This window comes from Lentzea sp. NPDC005914 (genome assembly GCF_040629405.1).
Lineage (GTDB): Bacteria > Actinomycetota > Actinomycetes > Mycobacteriales > Pseudonocardiaceae > Lentzea.
In genome coordinates this window covers 127,017-142,891 of the sequence record NZ_JBEXVQ010000018.1, presented here as the reverse complement: position 1 = coordinate 142,891, position 15,875 = coordinate 127,017, and the positions used below count along the sequence as shown (strand labels likewise).

General features: G+C 69.1%; 16 protein-coding genes. 10 read left to right on the top strand and 6 right to left on the bottom strand.

All coding sequences use genetic code 11. The annotated features are described in order from the left end of the window. Positions 1–349: 349 nt before the first annotated feature. Genes ABZ345_RS25525 through ABZ345_RS25515 form a run of 3 tightly spaced genes read left to right on the top strand, consistent with a single transcriptional unit; the run spans position 350 to position 2,722 of the window. On the top strand, positions 350–826 hold the full coding sequence (locus ABZ345_RS25525) for a sigma-70 family RNA polymerase sigma factor (RefSeq protein ID WP_359853502.1): 477 nt from the start codon (positions 350–352) through the stop codon (positions 824–826). Further along, positions 823–1,860, top strand: a complete 1,038-nt coding sequence (locus tag ABZ345_RS25520) for a hypothetical protein (protein ID WP_359853499.1) — start codon at positions 823–825, stop codon at positions 1,858–1,860. The genes ABZ345_RS25525 and ABZ345_RS25520 overlap by 4 nt, the downstream gene beginning before the upstream one ends. Before the next feature lie 58 nt (positions 1,861–1,918). Continuing rightward, the gene (locus ABZ345_RS25515; protein ID WP_359853496.1) at positions 1,919–2,722 is read left to right on the top strand and encodes an SAM-dependent methyltransferase; all 804 of its coding nucleotides are present in this window, start codon (positions 1,919–1,921) and stop codon (positions 2,720–2,722) included. On the opposite strand, the gene ABZ345_RS25510 is transcribed toward ABZ345_RS25515, so the two are convergent. Then, a complete protein-coding gene (locus tag ABZ345_RS25510; protein ID WP_359853493.1) occupies positions 2,719–4,332 on the bottom strand; it encodes a ricin-type beta-trefoil lectin domain protein in 1,614 nt (537 codons plus the stop codon). The two genes, ABZ345_RS25515 and ABZ345_RS25510, sit on opposite strands and share 4 nt — an antisense overlap. 161 nt (positions 4,333–4,493) lie before the next feature. Here ABZ345_RS25510 and ABZ345_RS25505 point away from each other — a divergent pair, with 161 nt between their 5' ends. The 7 genes from ABZ345_RS25505 to ABZ345_RS25475 all read left to right on the top strand — a co-directional run bounded on the left by ABZ345_RS25505 (position 4,494) and on the right by ABZ345_RS25475 (position 12,884). Further along, positions 4,494–5,000: a SigE family RNA polymerase sigma factor gene (locus ABZ345_RS25505; protein ID WP_359853490.1), complete on the top strand. Its 507-nt coding sequence runs from the start codon at positions 4,494–4,496 to the stop codon at positions 4,998–5,000. Next, on the top strand, positions 4,997–5,926 hold the full coding sequence (locus tag ABZ345_RS25500) for an LCP family protein (protein ID WP_359853487.1): 930 nt from the start codon (positions 4,997–4,999) through the stop codon (positions 5,924–5,926). The genes ABZ345_RS25505 and ABZ345_RS25500 overlap by 4 nt, the downstream gene beginning before the upstream one ends. 86 nt (positions 5,927–6,012) lie before the next feature. Further along, the gene (locus ABZ345_RS25495) at positions 6,013–8,760 is read left to right on the top strand and encodes an AAA family ATPase (protein ID WP_359853484.1); all 2,748 of its coding nucleotides are present in this window, start codon (positions 6,013–6,015) and stop codon (positions 8,758–8,760) included. Positions 8,761–8,903: 143 nt separating this feature from the next. Continuing rightward, positions 8,904–9,827 (top strand): hypothetical protein, encoded by a 924-nt coding sequence (locus tag ABZ345_RS25490; RefSeq protein ID WP_359853483.1) that lies wholly within the window; start codon positions 8,904–8,906, stop codon positions 9,825–9,827. Between the two features lie 225 nt (positions 9,828–10,052). Further along, positions 10,053–10,574, top strand: a complete 522-nt coding sequence (locus tag ABZ345_RS25485; RefSeq protein ID WP_359853480.1) for a TetR family transcriptional regulator — start codon at positions 10,053–10,055, stop codon at positions 10,572–10,574. Between the two features lie 63 nt (positions 10,575–10,637). Continuing rightward, the gene (locus ABZ345_RS25480) at positions 10,638–11,717 is read left to right on the top strand and encodes a nucleotide disphospho-sugar-binding domain-containing protein (protein WP_359853477.1); all 1,080 of its coding nucleotides are present in this window, start codon (positions 10,638–10,640) and stop codon (positions 11,715–11,717) included. A gap of 21 nt (positions 11,718–11,738) precedes the next feature. After that, on the top strand, positions 11,739–12,884 hold the full coding sequence (locus ABZ345_RS25475) for a glycosyltransferase (RefSeq protein ID WP_359853475.1): 1,146 nt from the start codon (positions 11,739–11,741) through the stop codon (positions 12,882–12,884). Positions 12,885–12,902: 18 nt separating this feature from the next. Here ABZ345_RS25475 and ABZ345_RS25470 read toward each other — a convergent pair whose 3' ends face one another. From ABZ345_RS25470 to ABZ345_RS25450, 5 genes are all read right to left on the bottom strand, one after another. Next, entirely contained in the window at positions 12,903–13,286 is a 384-nt protein-coding gene (locus ABZ345_RS25470; protein ID WP_359853472.1) for an STAS domain-containing protein, read from the bottom strand. A gap of 118 nt (positions 13,287–13,404) precedes the next feature. Continuing rightward, positions 13,405–13,773, bottom strand: a complete 369-nt coding sequence (locus tag ABZ345_RS25465; RefSeq protein ID WP_359853469.1) for a response regulator transcription factor — start codon at positions 13,771–13,773, stop codon at positions 13,405–13,407. Further along, positions 13,770–14,795 carry a PAS domain-containing sensor histidine kinase gene (locus ABZ345_RS25460; protein WP_359853466.1) on the bottom strand — a complete coding sequence of 342 codons (1,026 nt, stop codon included), beginning with the start codon at positions 14,793–14,795 and terminating at the stop codon, positions 13,770–13,772. Before ABZ345_RS25460 ends, ABZ345_RS25465 begins: the two co-directional genes overlap by 4 nt. 16 nt (positions 14,796–14,811) lie before the next feature. Next, positions 14,812–15,225, bottom strand: coding sequence for an ATP-binding protein (locus ABZ345_RS25455; protein WP_359853463.1), 414 nt, complete (start codon positions 15,223–15,225; stop codon positions 14,812–14,814). 28 nt (positions 15,226–15,253) lie between these two features. After that, positions 15,254–15,874, bottom strand: coding sequence for a response regulator transcription factor (locus tag ABZ345_RS25450; RefSeq protein WP_359853460.1), 621 nt, complete (start codon positions 15,872–15,874; stop codon positions 15,254–15,256). Position 15,875: the final 1 nt, after the last annotated feature.

Sequence of the window (15,875 nt, the reverse complement as noted above, 5' to 3'; positions counted from 1 at the left end):
GCGTAACCACTTGTCGCACTTTCCGGTGAACTTGCCTCGCGAGTTTGGCCGCTTGATGACGGTTGCCCGCTGCGTTCCGTAGAGCGTTGTTCCCAATTCGGGTGAATCGCTTTTCCTTCCGTGGAATCGGGTTTAGATCCGATCGTTGCAGCGTGCCACTGTCCACAAGGGATGTTCGCTCTACCGGGTCATTCGTGTGTGTGGATGTCACAGCTTGACTACACGGCCAATGAGGCTGAACGGGTGAACATGCATGTCGGACTCAGCCTTTCCTGGTTTCAGCGCCTGTTACCGGTGAAGGTCGCCTGCGGGCGGTGAACGACCCGAGCGGACGCTGAAGGGAAGGCCGTTGAGCACACCGGAGCCGGATCAGGGCTTCGCCGAGTTCTTCCGCACCTGCCTGCCCGTGCTGACCAGGACGCTGACCGCGTTGACCGGAGACACGCGCGTCGTGGAGGACGTCGCACAGGATGCGTTGGTGATCGCACGGCACCGTTGGCACGACATCCACGCGTACGACAAGCCCGAGGCGTGGGTGCTGAAGGTCGCCATCAGGCTGATGCGACGGTGGCAGCAGCGGCAACAGCACGAGACTCCGCTGCTCGCCGTCGTGGACGTTGTGGAGCAGGTCCACGAGGTGGAGGCGGTGCACTCGGCCCTGCGCGAGCTCACCCCTCGGCATCGCGAGGTCGTGGCGTTGCACCACCTGCTCGGCTACCCGGTCAGCGAGATCGCGTCGGTGCTGATGGTCAGTGAGTCGACCGTGCGGACGCATCTCTCTCGTGGCCGCGACGAGCTGCGACGGATTCTCGGAGGTTCGGAATGACTGAGCGGCTGCTGCGCGAGTTCGAGCTGGACGAGGCGGTCGAACGGCTCTACCGCGCGGGAGAGGCGGCGGAACGGGCCGGGAACCTGCACGAGGCCGCCAGGTACTTCCGCGTCGCCGCCGACCAAGGCCTCGGTGACGCCTCGGTGCGCCTTGCGCAGGTGCTGTTCGCACTCGGCTCACCTGCGGAAGCTCAGCGCTGGTACGAAGTTGCTCTGGCCGACGGGTTCGACGCATCGTTGGTGCGGACGGATGTCGCTGTGCGGCAGGACTTCCTGGAACACGCGGCTCGGATCACCGTCGGTGCGCCGACGCTCGACTGGCTGCCCGGTTCCGTGCCGGTCGGATCTCTCGACCCGGCCGACGTGCGGGCGCGGACGTCGGCGTTGCGGACGCTGGACCAGCGGTACGGCGGAATCGTCTGCCACACCTCGGTGTTGGAGCACCTCGCCCGTGTCGAGCCGTTCATCGTGGTCGGTGACGCGGCGATGTGGACGGCCGTCGCGGAGGTGCACGAACTGGCCGGCTGCACCGCGTTCGACAGCGGGATGCCGGGCGTCGCGCTGCCGCACTTCACGCGCGCGTTGACGCTGGCCAGGCAAGCGGAGGACGAGTCGCTGATCGCCTCGGTGCTGACCTGTGCGGGCCGGATGTTCCTGCACCACAACGCACCCGACGACGCTTTGAAGGCGTTCCAGCTCGGTTTCGTGGCGGCGCACAACTCGTGGGCCGACCGGCGGGACCTGTCCGATCCCTCCCAGGCGATCGCGTCGCTCACGACATTGGTTGGCACGTATGGCTCTGACCGCGTCCGTGACCACGTGCTGGCGCTGACGGCGTTGGCCCGCAACCATCTCGCGCTCGGCAAGGCGGCCGCTGCCGGCGAATTCGCCGCGCAAGCCGTGGCAGCGGCGGGCAACCTGCGTTCAGCGCGCGCCGACGACCACCTGCGCTGGCTGGACCACGAGGCACGGGCGGCCGGAGCGTCCGCGCTGGTAGAGCAGATCTCGGCCCGTTTCGCGCGCTGTCCCTGACATCTTCACCCGATCCGGGCCGATACACGCTTGCGGGCAAACAGGTAGGTTCTGCGCCATGGCCGAGCCTTTCTCGTGGGTGCCCGCAGGAATCAACACGGACGTGCCGAGCGCCGCGCGCGTCTACGACTTCCTGCTGGGAGGTGGCCACAACTTCGCCTCGGACCGCATGGTCGGCGAGAAGGTGCTGCAGGTCCTGCGCGAAGGCCGCGCCATCGCCTCGTCGAACCGCTCGTTCATGCGCCGCGCCGTCCTGCTGATGATGGAGCAGGGCATCACCCAGTTCCTCGACCTCGGCTCGGGCATCCCGACCGTCGGCAACGTCCACGAGATCGTGCAGGCCGAGAACCCCGACGCGCGCGTGGTCTACGTGGACTACGACGAGGTCGCGGTCTCCCACAGCCAGCTCATCCTGGAGGGCAACGACAACGCGGGCGTCGTCCAGGCCGACATGTGCAGGCCGGAGGACGTCCTCTCCGACCCGGTCGTCAAGGACCTGATCGACTTCTCCAAGCCCGTCGGCCTGCTCATGGTCGCCGTGCTGCACTTCGTCTCGGACGCGAAGGGCCCGGCCGAGGTCGTGGCCCGCTACCGCGACGCCATGCCGGCCGGCAGCCTGTTCGCCCTGTCGCACCTGACCGCGGACTTCAAGCCCGCCGAGATGGGCGCGGTCGTCGAGGCCATGAAGAACAGCCGCGACCCGATGTACTTCCGCGCCCTGTCGGAGTTCGAGCCGATGTTCGCGGGCATGGAGGTCCTCCAGCCGGGCGTCGTGCCGGCGCCGTCGTGGCACCCGGAACTCGGCCCGGCCGGAGAAGGTGGCCCGGAGGACGTCTACGTCGGACTGGCCCGCAAGGCTTAGAGGAACCGCCAGGACTGGGCCGCGGAACCGTTGCAGGACCAGATGTTCAGCCGCGTGCCCGGGGTCGTCGACGCGCCGGGGTCGTCCAGGCACAGTCCCGACTGCGGGTTCTGCACGGAACCGTCGGACCTGACGCGCCACTGCTGCGCGCCGGTGCCGTTGCACTCCCACAGCTGGACGATCGTGCCGTTGGTGGTGCCGCTGCCGTTCACGTCGAGGCACTTGCCGGCGATGGCGATGGTGCCGTCGGCGACGACGCGCCACTTCTGGGCGTAGGAGTTGTTGCACGTCCAGATCTGGACGGGGTTGCCGTTGGTGGTGCCGCCGGCGTTGTTGTCCAGGCACAGGGTCGATGCCGCTGCCAGTGCGACGGATCCGGTGCCGGACGGGTGGCGTTCGGACGGGAGCTGCGGCGTGTTCAGCTGGTAGAAGTCGACGGCCAGGTAGTTCGGGGTCTTGCGGGCCGCCGGCTCGCAGAAGCGGCGGGCACGGTCGGCGGCCTTGGAGTTGTCGGTCGAGACGGTGCCTTCCATCGGGACGTCGCGGAAGTGGTTCATGACGAACAGCGGGCGGAAGTTCGCTTCCGTTGCGGTGAGCGGCTTCTCGCTCCAGCGGGAGTAGCAGGACCAGTCGGACGTGCCGGTGCCCGAGCCCATGGACCAGTAGTTCTCGACGGTCCAGTCGCGCTGGTAGAGGACGCCGCTGTCGTCGCGGCCGTCCTTGCCGTGGTCGGTGAAGATGAGCAGCCGTTTGCCGTTGGCCCTCATCTGGGACAACGTCGGCCAGCCGTTATCGCGCACACCCTCGGCTCGGTACAGCACGTCGTTGAGGCCGTTCACGGACGCGAGAGAGGAACGCAGGGTGTTGGCGTCCACGTAGTCCTCGAGGAACACGGTGACGATCTCGGTGGGGCGTGACTTCAGGAAGTCGACGATGCGCTGGAGGTCGACACCGAGGGCGACTGGTTTGCTGACGAGGGTGCAGCTGTTGTGGCAGAGGATCGCGCCGTCGGACGTCTGGTGGATGTCGAGCATGAAGCCGCGGACGCCGTCGTTCAGCTGTTGCACGATGCCGCGGGACTGGTTCGGGGCGATGTTGCCGAAGGTGAAGCCGCCGTCGACGCCGTTCGCGTAGGCGTTGTGGGCGGTCAGGAAGGTCATCTCGTCCAGGCGCGGGTCGTTCTGGGGCTGGGCGCGGACAGGGGTGACCGGGGTGAGGAACCACGTGTCGTTGCCGGTGCCCACGCGGACCTGGTCGGTGCCGGACGCGATCAGGTAGCGCGCGGAACCGGGGTCCTTGAGGCGGTAGCGGTCCTGGTCGTCGAGGGTGGCGACCCACTGGGCGTCCGCGCTCGAGCAACTGACCATCTGGGCGGCGTCGCCGGAGCGGCCGAGGCACTGGCCGCCCTCGGAGAGCGTGCTGCCGTTCCAGGTGAACTGCTGGCGGTCCTCGTTGCCCTTGGGGCGGTGCTGGACCACGGATGAGCCGGAGACGGCGGCGTTCTGGCCGGTCACGGCGCTTTGCAGGTAGTACGAGCCGTTGGGTGCCGCCTGCGCGTCGACAGGGACGAGCAGCAGCGACAACAGCGCGAGTGCAGGGATGATGCGCATGGGTGCAGGCTCACGGATGGACGTGAACGTGAAAAGGCTTCACGCCGAAATCCGTCCGAACCGAGACATCTGTGGTCCGGACCACAAAACCTGATGCAGCGGATGGCGGGGCCGAGGGGGTTTCCCAAGCCGTCAGAGACCATGGACACGAAGGGGGCGGCGTGGGGTTCGACCAGTTCGTCGCTGAACGGCTCGACCGGCTGCTCAGGTATGCCACCGCGATCACCTGCGACAAGCATCTTGCGCAGGACATCGTGCAGAACGTGCTCATGCGGGCGCAGAACAAGTGGGAGCGCATCGGAGCGATGGACGCTCCCTATCTCTACGTGAAGCGCATGGTGACCAACGACTACCTGTCGTGGCGGCACCGCAAGGCCGCACGGGAGATCGCGGTCGAACGGAGCGAGCTCGCCCAGCGCGTGCCGTCCGTGGCCGACCCGGCCGACGCGCACGCCGAACGGGATGCCATGCGCGCGCGGATCGCCGTGTTGCCGCGCAAGCAACGTGCGGCGTTGGTGATGCGGTTCTACGAGGACTGCTCCGACGCGGAGATCGCACAGGTGCTGGGCTGCGGGGAATCCACCGTGCGCAGCCAACTCTCTCGCGCGCTGCAGACGTTGCGCGCCCACGAAATCGCCCGGTCCGCCACTCTGGGGGTGCACTCATGAACGACCTGATCCGCCAGGCCATCGCCGCTGAGGCCGAGGAGCGCGTCGACTCCCGGACCGTGCTGGCCGAGCTGCACAAGCGCAAGAAGGCCCGCAGGCCGCTCGGCATGATCATCGGCGTGGCGACGCTGACCGTGGCCGCAGCAGCAGCGACCGTCGTCGTCCAGACGGCCGTGCACAAGACCGATGCCACGCCGGCGACCCTCCCGTCTCCAGCGGCCGAGAACGTGCTGCTCATCGGCACCGACGACGTGAACGACACCGATGCGCTCGTGCTCGCGCGCTTCGAGGCGGACGGGTCTGTCGCGGTCATCTCGCTGCCGCGTGACATCTACCTGGGATCGACCCGCGACAAGATCAACGGCCTCTACCGCGGGGGCCCGCGGGCACTGACCGACGAGGTCCAGCACCTGACCGGGGCGAGGGTCGATCACTTCGCGGCGATCAAGATGTCCGAGTTCGGCCGGATCGCCACCGCCGTGGGCGGGGTGGAGGTGTGCCTGAACGCGGCGACGAAGGACAAGAACAGCGGCGCGGACCTTCCTGCGGGGAAGCAGACGATCTCGGGCGACCAGGCGCTGGCGTTCCTGCGGCAACGGCACGGCCTGCCGGACGGCGACGCCGACCGGACCAAGCGGCATCAGGCGTTCCTCACCGGACTTGCCGCGAAGATCACCAAGGACAACGCGGCGGCGCTCGCCCGTGCGGTGAGCGGGACGATCGAGACCGATCAGGGCTGGGACCTGCTCGGCTTCGCGGCGCGGTTCCAGGGGCCGGTGAAGATCCGCACGGCGACGTTGCCCGTCGGCGACGTGGTCCAGCGCGGCGGCGTGTCCGGGTTCGCACCGGACCCGGCGCAGGCGAAGCAGTTCGTCGAGGACCAGTTCGGCGGCAAGGCGGCGACCCAGGCCGGGTGCGTGAACTGACGTTCACACCAATGGAGCATCAAGTCGCCCGGATGCGGTGTCGATGACCTCCATGTAGCCGAGCGAATGGCCGCTACGATCAATTCGTGCGCGAACCACTTGAACGTGACTCCGAGATCGCGCACATACGTGAAGCTCTCGACGCAGCCACCCGTGGTGAGGGTCGTGTCGTCGTCATCGAGGGTCGTGCGGGCATCGGCAAGACCCGCCTCGTCCACGAGTGCCGCGAGCTGGCCAAACAGCGTGGTTTCGGCCGTCTGCAGGCTGTGGGCGACGCCCTGGAGAGCGCCATGGTGTGGGGCGTCGTCCGGCAGATGGTCGAGCGGTCGGTGTCGCGGTACTCGGGCGAGATCCGGGAGAAGATCCTGGCCGGGCCGTCCGGGGCGGCGCTGAAGGCACTCGACGACGCGGCGCTGGACCCGAGCGAGGCCGAACTGGCGCGGACGCTGCACTCGTTGTGGTGGGTGGCGGTGGACCTCTCCACCACCCGCCCGCTGCTGATCACGGTCGACGACGCGCACTGGGCGGACCTGTCGTCGCTGCAGTTCCTCGTCTACCTGTCACGCCGGATCGCGGACCTGCCGATCGCGCTGGTCGTCGCGACACGGTCACCCGCGGACAACGCCGGGCCGCTCGCCCAGCTCAGCCTGTCCGCGGACCGGTTGCTGCCGCGCCCGCTCACCTCCGAGGCCCTCGGGGAGCTGGTCGGGGGCCATCCCGAGGTCGTCGAGGCCCTGCACGCGGCGAGCGGCGGCAACCCGTTCCTCATCCAGGTGCTGGTCGACGAGCTCAAGGCACTCGGGCTGCCCCTGCGCGACGCGGACACGGCCGCCAGGATCAGCGGGCTCGGGCCCAGCACCGTCTTCCGCGCCACGCTCGGCCGGCTGCCCGCCGACGCCGTGGCGCTCGCGGGTGCCATCGCCGTCCTCGGGTCGCACGCCGATCCGTGGCAGGCCGCGACTCTCGCGGACGTCGACGACCTGCCCAAGGCGGTCGAGGCGCTCACAGCCGCGAACGTGATCGTCACCGGTGAGTACCTGGAGTTCGTGCATCCCGTTGTGCGTGAGGCGGTGTTGACCGGCCTCGGACCGATCGCGCGCGCCTCGCTCCACGCGCGGGCCGCGAAAGCGTTGTGGGAGACGCACGCACCCGCCGACAGGGTGGCCGCGCACCTCGTCCACGCTCCTAAGGGGACGCTCCCGAACGCCGCCGACGTACTGCGCAAGGCCGCGTCGCAACTGATGGCCGCCGGCGACCCGCAGACCGCCGCCACCCACCTCCACCGGGCCGTGAGCGAACGCCCGAACGACCCCGCGCTGAGAGCCGAGCTCGGACGGGCGCTGCTGCGCACCGGCGACGCGGTGAAGGCGCACCACCATCTGAAAGCCGCGGCGGCAGGGCTCCCCGACGCGGAACTGGTGGCGGCAGCGGCGTCGGCGACAGCGGTACTGCAAGGCCCGGTAGCGGCCATCGAGGAGCTGACCGAGGCCATCGCGGCCAGGCCGGACGGCGAGTCGCGGCTGCACCTGGAGGCACGGCTGGCGGTGTTCCGGTCGTTCCTGCCCGACCAGCGCCAGACCGCGTCGGCGCACCTCAGCGCCTACTCGCACCTCGCGGGCAGCACGCCGGACGAACGCACGTTGCTCGGCCTCCTCGCGCAGATGGGGCGCTACGAGGTGTGGCCCCACGACGAGGTGGCGGCCACCGCCACGCGGGCGCTGGCCAACGGCGCGTATCTCGACGACGCGACGGGCAGCACGGACGCGATGGTGGCGTGGCTCGTGGCGTTGCTCGCGCTCATGGCCGCGGACGGCGTGGACGTCGCACGGCGCGAGATCGAACGGGCGCGGCTCAAGGTGCGGGCGCACGGGTCGCCGGTCGAGTTCGCGATGGTCACCAACGCCTCGCAGTTCCTGAACTGGCGCTGCGGAAACATGCAGGTCGTCGAGGCCGAGGCGGAGGGCGCGCTCGCCGCCATCGCCCAGGAGGACCCGGTGTCGCAGGTGATCGGGCTGCGGGCCACCTCGACGCACTTCGCGGCCTACGCGGCACTCGAACGCGGTGACGTCGCCGCGGCCCAGGCCGTGATGGACGCGTTCGACCTCGCCGACACGCCCCCGATGATGCCCACGATCTGGCTGCACGAGGTCCGGGGCCTGATCGCCCTGGCTCGCAACGACGCGCCACGAGCCCTGGAGGAGGCGTACCGGCAGCGCGACGCGATGGCCGCGGTACAGGTGGATCCGCCGACGATCCCGTGGCGCGGCGTGGCCGTCCGGGCGTTGCTGCAGATCGGCGAACCCGCCGCGGAGCTGGCCTCCGAGCAGCTCGGCGTCGCGCGGAAGTGGGGTGCCGCGACCGAGGTCGGCGCGGCTCTGCGCCTGCTCGCGCACACCTGCGCGGACTCACGGCTGGAGCTGCTGACCGAGTCCGTGGCCACGCTGGAGCGCTCACCGTCACGCCTGGAGCGCGCCCGGTCGCTGGTCGACCTCGGCGAGGCGCTGCGCGTGGCACGACGCCGGTCGGACGCGCGGGAGCCGTTGCACCGGGCCATCGACCTCGCGGGCGAGTGCGGCTCCACCGTGCTGCGAACGCGGGCGATCGAGGCGTTGGAGGCGCTCGGTGACCGGCCGCGCAGGCAGATCGTGCTGGGTGCCGAGGCACTGACGGCGTCCGAGCGCAGGGTGGCCGACCTGGCCGCAGCGGGCCGGGCGAACCGGGAGATCGCGCAGGAGCTGTTCGTGACTCCGAAGACGGTCGAGAACCACCTCGGCCGGATCTACACGAAGCTCGGAATCGCAGGTCGCAGGGACCTTTCCCGAGTCCTCGCCTGAGACGGAGCGACGTGGGGGTGTCTCTGATACACCCAACTTTCGCGCTTCGAGGTTGAGGGATCACCCCTCATGCCTTTGGGGGTTCACCTCGGCGAATCTTGTGTCACCGCAGGGGAACACGAGAACTCAAAGGGGAAACCGAAATGATCCGCAACGCTCTGATCGCCGCCGCTGCCACCGCCACCCTCGCCACCGCCTTCGCTCCGCTGGCCTCCGCGGACGTCATCGGCACCCCGCCGCCGTGCGTCGGCGCCTCCGACCTGGTGGGCCCGCAGTTCAACGTCAAGAAGTGCGGCGTCAGCGATGTGGACCAGTTCCGCGCCGGCCTCGAGAACGACGGCAACGCCTACTGCGGCCCGACGTCGCTCTACAACGTCCTGCACTACTGGGGCCACGAGAAGGGCGCCCCGGTCGGCTGGCTGACCACCAAGGTCGGCAACCTCGACCCCAAGGACCAGGACGACTACAGCGTCATCACCAACTCGATCTGGCGCATCGGCGTCGACTCGAAGTACAACGGCGGCACCAACCTCACCAACCTGCGCACCGCGTGGGACATCGCCACCAAGCCTGCCCGTGACGCCGGCTGGACCACCACCCGCGGTGTCGTCAGCACCAACGAGAACCCCGACTTCGCAGGCGACCTCGCCAAGAAGCTCAACGAGGGCCCGCTGCAGCTCGTGTACGGCCGCTACAAGGCGGGCCCCACGGCCGGTTCGTTGCAGCGCAGCGGTGGCCACATCGTCACGGTCGTGTCCGCGACGGGCTCGTTCAACGGCAACACCGTGTCGTTGAAGCTGGCCGACCCGGGCCGCGCGCTGGACAGCGGCCAAGGCGACTACCTCTACACGCAGTCCGCCTACGAGTCGCTCGACGTCACGCTGACCAAGAAGGTCCTGAACGAGTACGTGCCGGTCAAGGACGACGAGAACACCCGCGAGGACGAGTCGCTGCAGCCGGGCACCTACCGCACGGTGACGCGCTGGGAGCTCACCGGCCCGCGCTACGTCAGCGACACCACCCGCCAGATGGTCGAGGGCTTCAACTGGTTCGACATGGCCAAGTGAACTGAATGAACGAACGGGCCGCACTCTTCATGGGTGCGGCCCTTCGCAGTGCCGTGGCCGTCGGCCTTTGCCCCGTATTTCGGCGGTCAGACGGGTGCATCGCGGTACCGGCCCCACGTCGCCGTACTGGTTGTACGGGGGGCGTGGGGCCGGTACCGCGAGGTGCCCTGCTGAGCGCCGGAAGACGCGGCGAAGGGTGGCGGCCACGGCACTAGCCTGATCGGCATGGCCAGGCGCGACCGGGAGCAGACCCGCCGCCGGTTGCTGGACGCCGCGTTCGTCGAGTTCGCGGCCTACGGGATCGGCGGCGCGCGGATGGAACGCATCGCACGCATCGCCGGGTGTTCGGCGGGCCTCGCCTACAACTACTACGGCGGCAAGGAAGAGCTGTTCGACGCCGTGCAGTCCGAGGTGGTGGACGCGGCGTTCGTGCCCTTCGACGCCGCCGACCTGCCGGGGTACGCGGCCCGGTTGTACGACCGGCAGTACGAGCACCCGGAGTTCGCGCGGCTCGCGACCTGGCACCGGCTGGAACGGCCGGGACCGGTCAGGCGGTCCGGCGAGATCGAGGCCATTCGACGGGCGCAGGCGGACGGGCTGGTGTCGGCGCGGTTCTCGGCCGAGCAGGTTCTGGTGCTGGTGCTGGCCATCGCGTCGATGTGGTCCGACGCTCCGGCCGACAGTCCCGATCACGTGGTGCGGAGGCAGGCCGTGCAGGACGCCGTGCGACGGCTGGTGGAGCCCTAGCTCAGTCCACGTCGGTGATGCAGAGGTGGTCGACCGCACAGAACCTGCGGTTAACCTGGCTCTATGCGTGTTCTCGTGGTTGCCGCACCGTTGCTCGGTCACGTCTTCCCGTTGATGCCGTTGGCGCTGGCCCTGCGCGACGCGGGACACGACGTCGTGGTCGCGACCGGCGACGAGGCGCTGCGGGTTCGCGACTCCGGCCTGCACGTCGAGGACGTCGTCCCGGCGAACGTCCGGTTCGGACCGATCGCGTTGCGCATCATGGTCACGCATCCGTTGGTGGCCAAGAGGGAAATGCAGGGCAGCGGCAGGCTGGACTTCGTGTCGCGGATGTTCGGCACGGTCGGCGACGCGATGACCGAACCGCTGCAAGCGCTTGCCGCGAAGTGGAAGCCGGACGTCGTGGTGCACGAGCCGCTGGCCGCCGCCGGATCCGCGCTGAACGTGCCTTCGGTCGTCCACGACGTTTCGCTGTTCGACGGACTGGAGCTGACCAGGGCCGTCGGCGCGCGGATGAAGGCCGAAGTGCGTTCTCCCGCAACGGTTCTGCGCACGTCGCCGAAGAGCCTCGCGGTGTTCCCCGGCGGCGAGCTGATGAGGTTCGTCGCCTACAGCGGTGACGGTGAGGTGCCGCAGTGGCTCGCGGAACCCGCGGGCAAGCCGCGCATCCTCGTCAGCCGCAGCACCGCGCCCGGTCCTGGCTCGGGCAGGATGATGGCGGCGGTCACCAGAGCGGCCGAGCACGTCGACGCCGAGTTCGTGCTCGTGCGGCCGGGGCGCACGGAAGGCCTGCCGGACAACGTCAGGACGGTCGGCTGGGTGCCGATCCCGCGCGTCCTGCCGTTCTGCGACGGCATCGTGCACCACGGTGGCGCGGGAACGCTCCTCAGCGCGCTCGCAGCCGGTGTGCCGCAGCTGGTCGAGCCCGGGCCGGGTGACCGGACGGTCCACGCGACCGCGATCACCGCACGCGGCGCCGGGCTCCGCGCACAGCCGAAAGAAGTCACGGCGGACCTGCTCACCCGGCTCATCGAGGACTCGAAGCTGCAACGGGCCGCGTCAGAGGTGCGGGACGAGATCGCCTCCATGCCGGCACCGTCCGAGGTCGCGGCGATGTGGGAAGAACTCACACCACTGAAATAAGAAGCACCTATTGTGGAGCGGGTGCGCATTCTCTTCTCGAGCTTAGGCTCGCACGGACATACGTACCCGTTACTCCCGCTCGCGATCGCCGCCCGCGAGCAGGGACATGACGTCCTCTACGCCATCGACTCCGGTTTTCACCCGACCGTGGAAAAGCTGGGTTTCACGGTCGTCGACGCGGGCCTGAGCATCTGGGACGCGTTCCGCCAGGCCAACGAACTGCACGGCACGCCGGAGTTCCGGCGGGAGATGCTCCGGCAGACCGCGGTGGACGCCTTCGGGTCCGTGCTGCCCAGGGCCTACCTGACCGATCTCGAACCGGCGCTGGAGCGCGACAAGCCCGACCTGGTGGTCTTCGAGATCATCAACCCCGGCGCCGGCCTCGCCGCGATGCGTGCCGGCATTCCGGCCGTGTGCCACGGCTTCGGCAAGATGGACGAGACGCTGGTCCCGGAAGCCATGAGCGACCTCTTCCTGGAGTACGTCGCCGAGCTCGGTATCACCGTGCCCGATGGGCAGCATTACGGACTCGGATTGCCCTATCTCGACGTCTTCCCGCCGTCAATGCAGGATTTGACGTATCTCGCGAACGTCGAACGCATTCCGATGCGTCCCATTCCGTTCGCGGAACCAGGCGAATTACCCGACTGGGTGACTGAACACGCGCGACCGCTGCTGTACCTGACGTTCGGCACGGCGTTCGCCAGTGCGGACCTGTTGCGAACCGCGGTCGCCGGACTGTCGCGACTGGACGCCGAGGTGCTGGTCGCGACCGGGCCTGAGGTCGAACCGTCCGCGCTCGGCGAGGTGCCGGGCAACGTGCACGTGCTGCAGTGGGTGCCTCAGGCGGATCTGCTCGCGCACGCGGATCTCCTCGTGCACCACGGCGGCGCGGGGACCACGGTGGCCGGGATGGCGCACGGACTGCCGCAGCTGGTGGTGCCGCAGGGGGCCGACCAGTTCCGCAACGCCGCGATGGTCGCGGACGCCAGGCTCGGCCAGCAGCTCGTCGGCGAGCAGTTCACCTCGGACGCGGTGCACGAGGCAGCCCGGAAACTGTTGCAGGACACCGAGGTGCACGTGGCCGCCGACACCGTGGCCACGGAGATCGCCGCGATGCCGCACCCGGACGAGGTCGTGCCGAAACTGGTCGACCTCGCCGGATGAGAGCGTGGAAACCGGTGCCTACTCGCTGGGCACCGGTTTCAGCTCGGACAACGCCTCGTCAACGGAATCGTGCAGCGACAACACATCTGCGACGCCCGTGACCTGCAAGGGTCTCCTGACGGCGCGATGTGGTGCCACGACGTGAAGTTTCGTCGAGTACTCGTCGGCGAGCTCGTGCGCCGTGATCAACGTGGAGATTCCGGTCGAACCGAAGAAGCTGACGGCGGTGAGATCCGCCACGACCGCGGGACAACCCGACTCGAAGCCGAGCCGCAAGGCGTCCAGCACGACATCGGCCGTGTCGACGTCGATTTCGCCCGCAACCGCGACGACCACCACTCCGGCGACATCTGTGGCACGCACCGTGAGCAGCGGTGACTCCCTGAACTGATCTTCGTTCACCAGCACTCCCCGGTGGCCGAAGCACATAGAAAACCGGTCCGAGCACTCTGCTGAACCCGGTTGTACCTCCGACGTTACGGCTGTTGCTTCCACACCACAACCTCTTGCTGTGTGCAACTTATTGCACACCCAGTTGCCGGACCGCGGCGACCAGCTCGGTGTTCCGGACGCCTTTTGCCAGGTAGACGGTCACTCCCGCGCGACGCATCTCGTCGACGGCTCCGGGATCGGTGTAGGCGGAGAACGCGAGAATGCGCGTGCCGGGCGCGCGCTGCAGTATGTCCGTCGCAGCGCGTGCACCCCCGCCACTGGGCATCCGGACATCGAGCACGACCACCGCGGGAGCGTGGCGTTCGGCCAGTTCAGCGGCCTCGCGGGCGTCCGAGGCGACCGCGACGACCTCCATGTCCGGCTCGTCGTCGAGCACGTCGCGCAGCACGTCTCGGATCAGCGGATCGTCGTCGGCGATCAGGATGCGGAGGATCACGGGCGCACGTCCGGCAGCCAGAACTCGACCACCGTGCCACCGCCCGGCCCGGCCGACACGGTGCACCAGCCGCCAGAACCCTCCGCGCGTTCCCTCATCTCGATCAGGCCGAAGTGCCCGGAGTTCGGGTCGAGATCGGAAATCCCGACACCGTCGTCGACCACCCGCACCAGGAACCCGCGATCCACTGTGGACAGTGAGACGACGACGGCGGACGCGCGCGCGTGCTTGCGGACGTTGGTCAGCGCCTCCTGGCAGATGCGGAAGATCGTGATGGCCGCGTCGTCACCGGGCTCGCGGTCCAGCGAGTACTCGATCTTCGCCACCATCGCGGTGTCGGCGAGGTAGGCGGCCAGCGAGTCGCGCAGCCCCTGCCGCTCGATGCCGGGAGGGCGGACGCGGAACACCAGGTTGCGCAGCCGGCTGATGGACGAGCGGACCGCGCCGTCGAGCTGCTCCACGGCGGCACGGTGCTCGACCGGCAGCTTGCGGGCGAGCAGCTGCAGCCGCATGTCGACGGCGACCATGGCCTGGATCGTGTCGTCGTGGACGTCCCACGCGATGCGCTGGCGTTCCCGCTCTTGCGCCTCAACGAGATGTGCGAGCAGCCGGCGACGGTCGGTGAGCTGCTGCTCGGCCCGCCGCCGTTCGGTCATGTCCCGCGTGACCTTGCCGAACCCGCGCAACTCGCCGTCGTCGCCGTAGAGCGCCGTGATGATCACGTTCGCCCAGAACCGGGTGCCGTCCTTGCGCACCCGCCAGCCCTCGTCCTCGAGCGCGCCCTCGGCCTTCGCGACCCGCAGCTCCCATTCGGGTTTGCCGGAGCGGACGTCCTCCGGTGGGTAGAACGTCGAGAAGTGCCGCCCGATGATCTCCTCGGCGGACCACCCCTTGATGCGCTCGGCGCCCGCGTTCCAGCTCACGATGTGACCGCCGGGATCGAGCATGAAGATCCCGTAGTCGCGTACGCCGAGCACGAGCAGCCGGAAGAGGTCGCTTTCACGCCAGGCGTCCGGTTGCACGGCCTCATCATGGCGGCTACGCCGTCAACTCACACCAGACGACCTTCTGACCAGCACGTTCTGTCACGCCCCAGCTCTTGCTGAGCTGAGCGACGAGCTTGAGCCCCCAGCCGCCGGCGCGCAGCTCGGGGTGGGTGGCGTCGTAGTCGACGACCTCGACCAGCACGCGGCCGAGGTCACCGAAGATGCGCACGATCGGGGGGCCGCCACCATGGCAGACGGCGTTGGTCGTGAGCTCGTTGACGACCAGTACGACGTCGTCGTGGTTGCCACGGAAGCCGCAGATGAGCGCCGCTCGACGGGCGAAGGCGCGAGCGAGCGCCACACCACCGCGCTGGTCATCCTCAGGCAGGGAGAACACAGCCTCGGTGAGCGAACTAGTGGCCACCAGAGCACAGTGCACCAGCAGCGCCTGAACGGGCAGACGCACGCAACCCAGCCCGTCTAGTGCAGCTGCATCAGTCGAGCAGTCCTTCGCGGCGGGCGATCGACACCGCCTCCAGCATCGAGCTCGCGCCGAGCTTGTCGAGCACGCGCTGCACGTGGTTGCGCGCGGTGTTGCGGGCGACGCCGAGCCGCGCCGAGATCAGCTCGGTACCGGCACCGTCCGCGAGCAGCAGCAACGTCTCCTGTTCGCGTGCGGTGAGCGTGGCGCCGGCGACCTTGATCCTGCCGCTCAGCCGGTCGAGCACGCCCGCGAGCAGCTTCGGGTCGAACACCACCTCGCCGTCCGCGACCTTGCGGACCGCGCCGACCAGCTCGTCGAGCCGCGCCGACTTCAGGATCAGCCCCGCTCCGCCCGCCTCGGCGACGCGCGCGGCGACCGAGGCGGTGGCCTCACCGGTCAGCACCAGCACCTTCGCGCCGTTCTTCACGAGCTCGGGGATGAGCGAGGTGCCGTCGCCGTCGGGCAGCCTGCGGTCGAGGAGGACGACGTCGGGCGCCTCGCGGCGGGTGTCCGCGAGCGCGGTCGCGACGGTGGTCGCGCGGGCGACCACCTCGATCCCCGCGCGTTCCAGGGCCAGTCCGATCGCCTCGGCGACCATGTCGTGGTCCTCCACGAGAACCACTCGGGTCATG

Coding starts and splice junctions, on each gene's coding strand:
- ABZ345_RS25490 (WP_359853483.1), top strand. CDS start 8,904: ATGATCCGCAACGCTCTGATCGCCGCCGCTGCCACCGCCACCCTCGCC.
- ABZ345_RS25515 (WP_359853496.1), top strand. CDS start 1,919: ATGGCCGAGCCTTTCTCGTGGGTGCCCGCAGGAATCAACACGGACGTG.
- ABZ345_RS25485 (WP_359853480.1), top strand. CDS start 10,053: ATGGCCAGGCGCGACCGGGAGCAGACCCGCCGCCGGTTGCTGGACGCC.
- ABZ345_RS25480 (WP_359853477.1), top strand. CDS start 10,638: ATGCGTGTTCTCGTGGTTGCCGCACCGTTGCTCGGTCACGTCTTCCCG.
- ABZ345_RS25520 (WP_359853499.1), top strand. CDS start 823: ATGACTGAGCGGCTGCTGCGCGAGTTCGAGCTGGACGAGGCGGTCGAA.
- ABZ345_RS25500 (WP_359853487.1), top strand. CDS start 4,997: ATGAACGACCTGATCCGCCAGGCCATCGCCGCTGAGGCCGAGGAGCGC.
- ABZ345_RS25450 (WP_359853460.1), bottom strand. CDS start 15,874: ATGACCCGAGTGGTTCTCGTGGAGGACCACGACATGGTCGCCGAGGCG.
- ABZ345_RS25510 (WP_359853493.1), bottom strand. CDS start 4,332: ATGCGCATCATCCCTGCACTCGCGCTGTTGTCGCTGCTGCTCGTCCCT.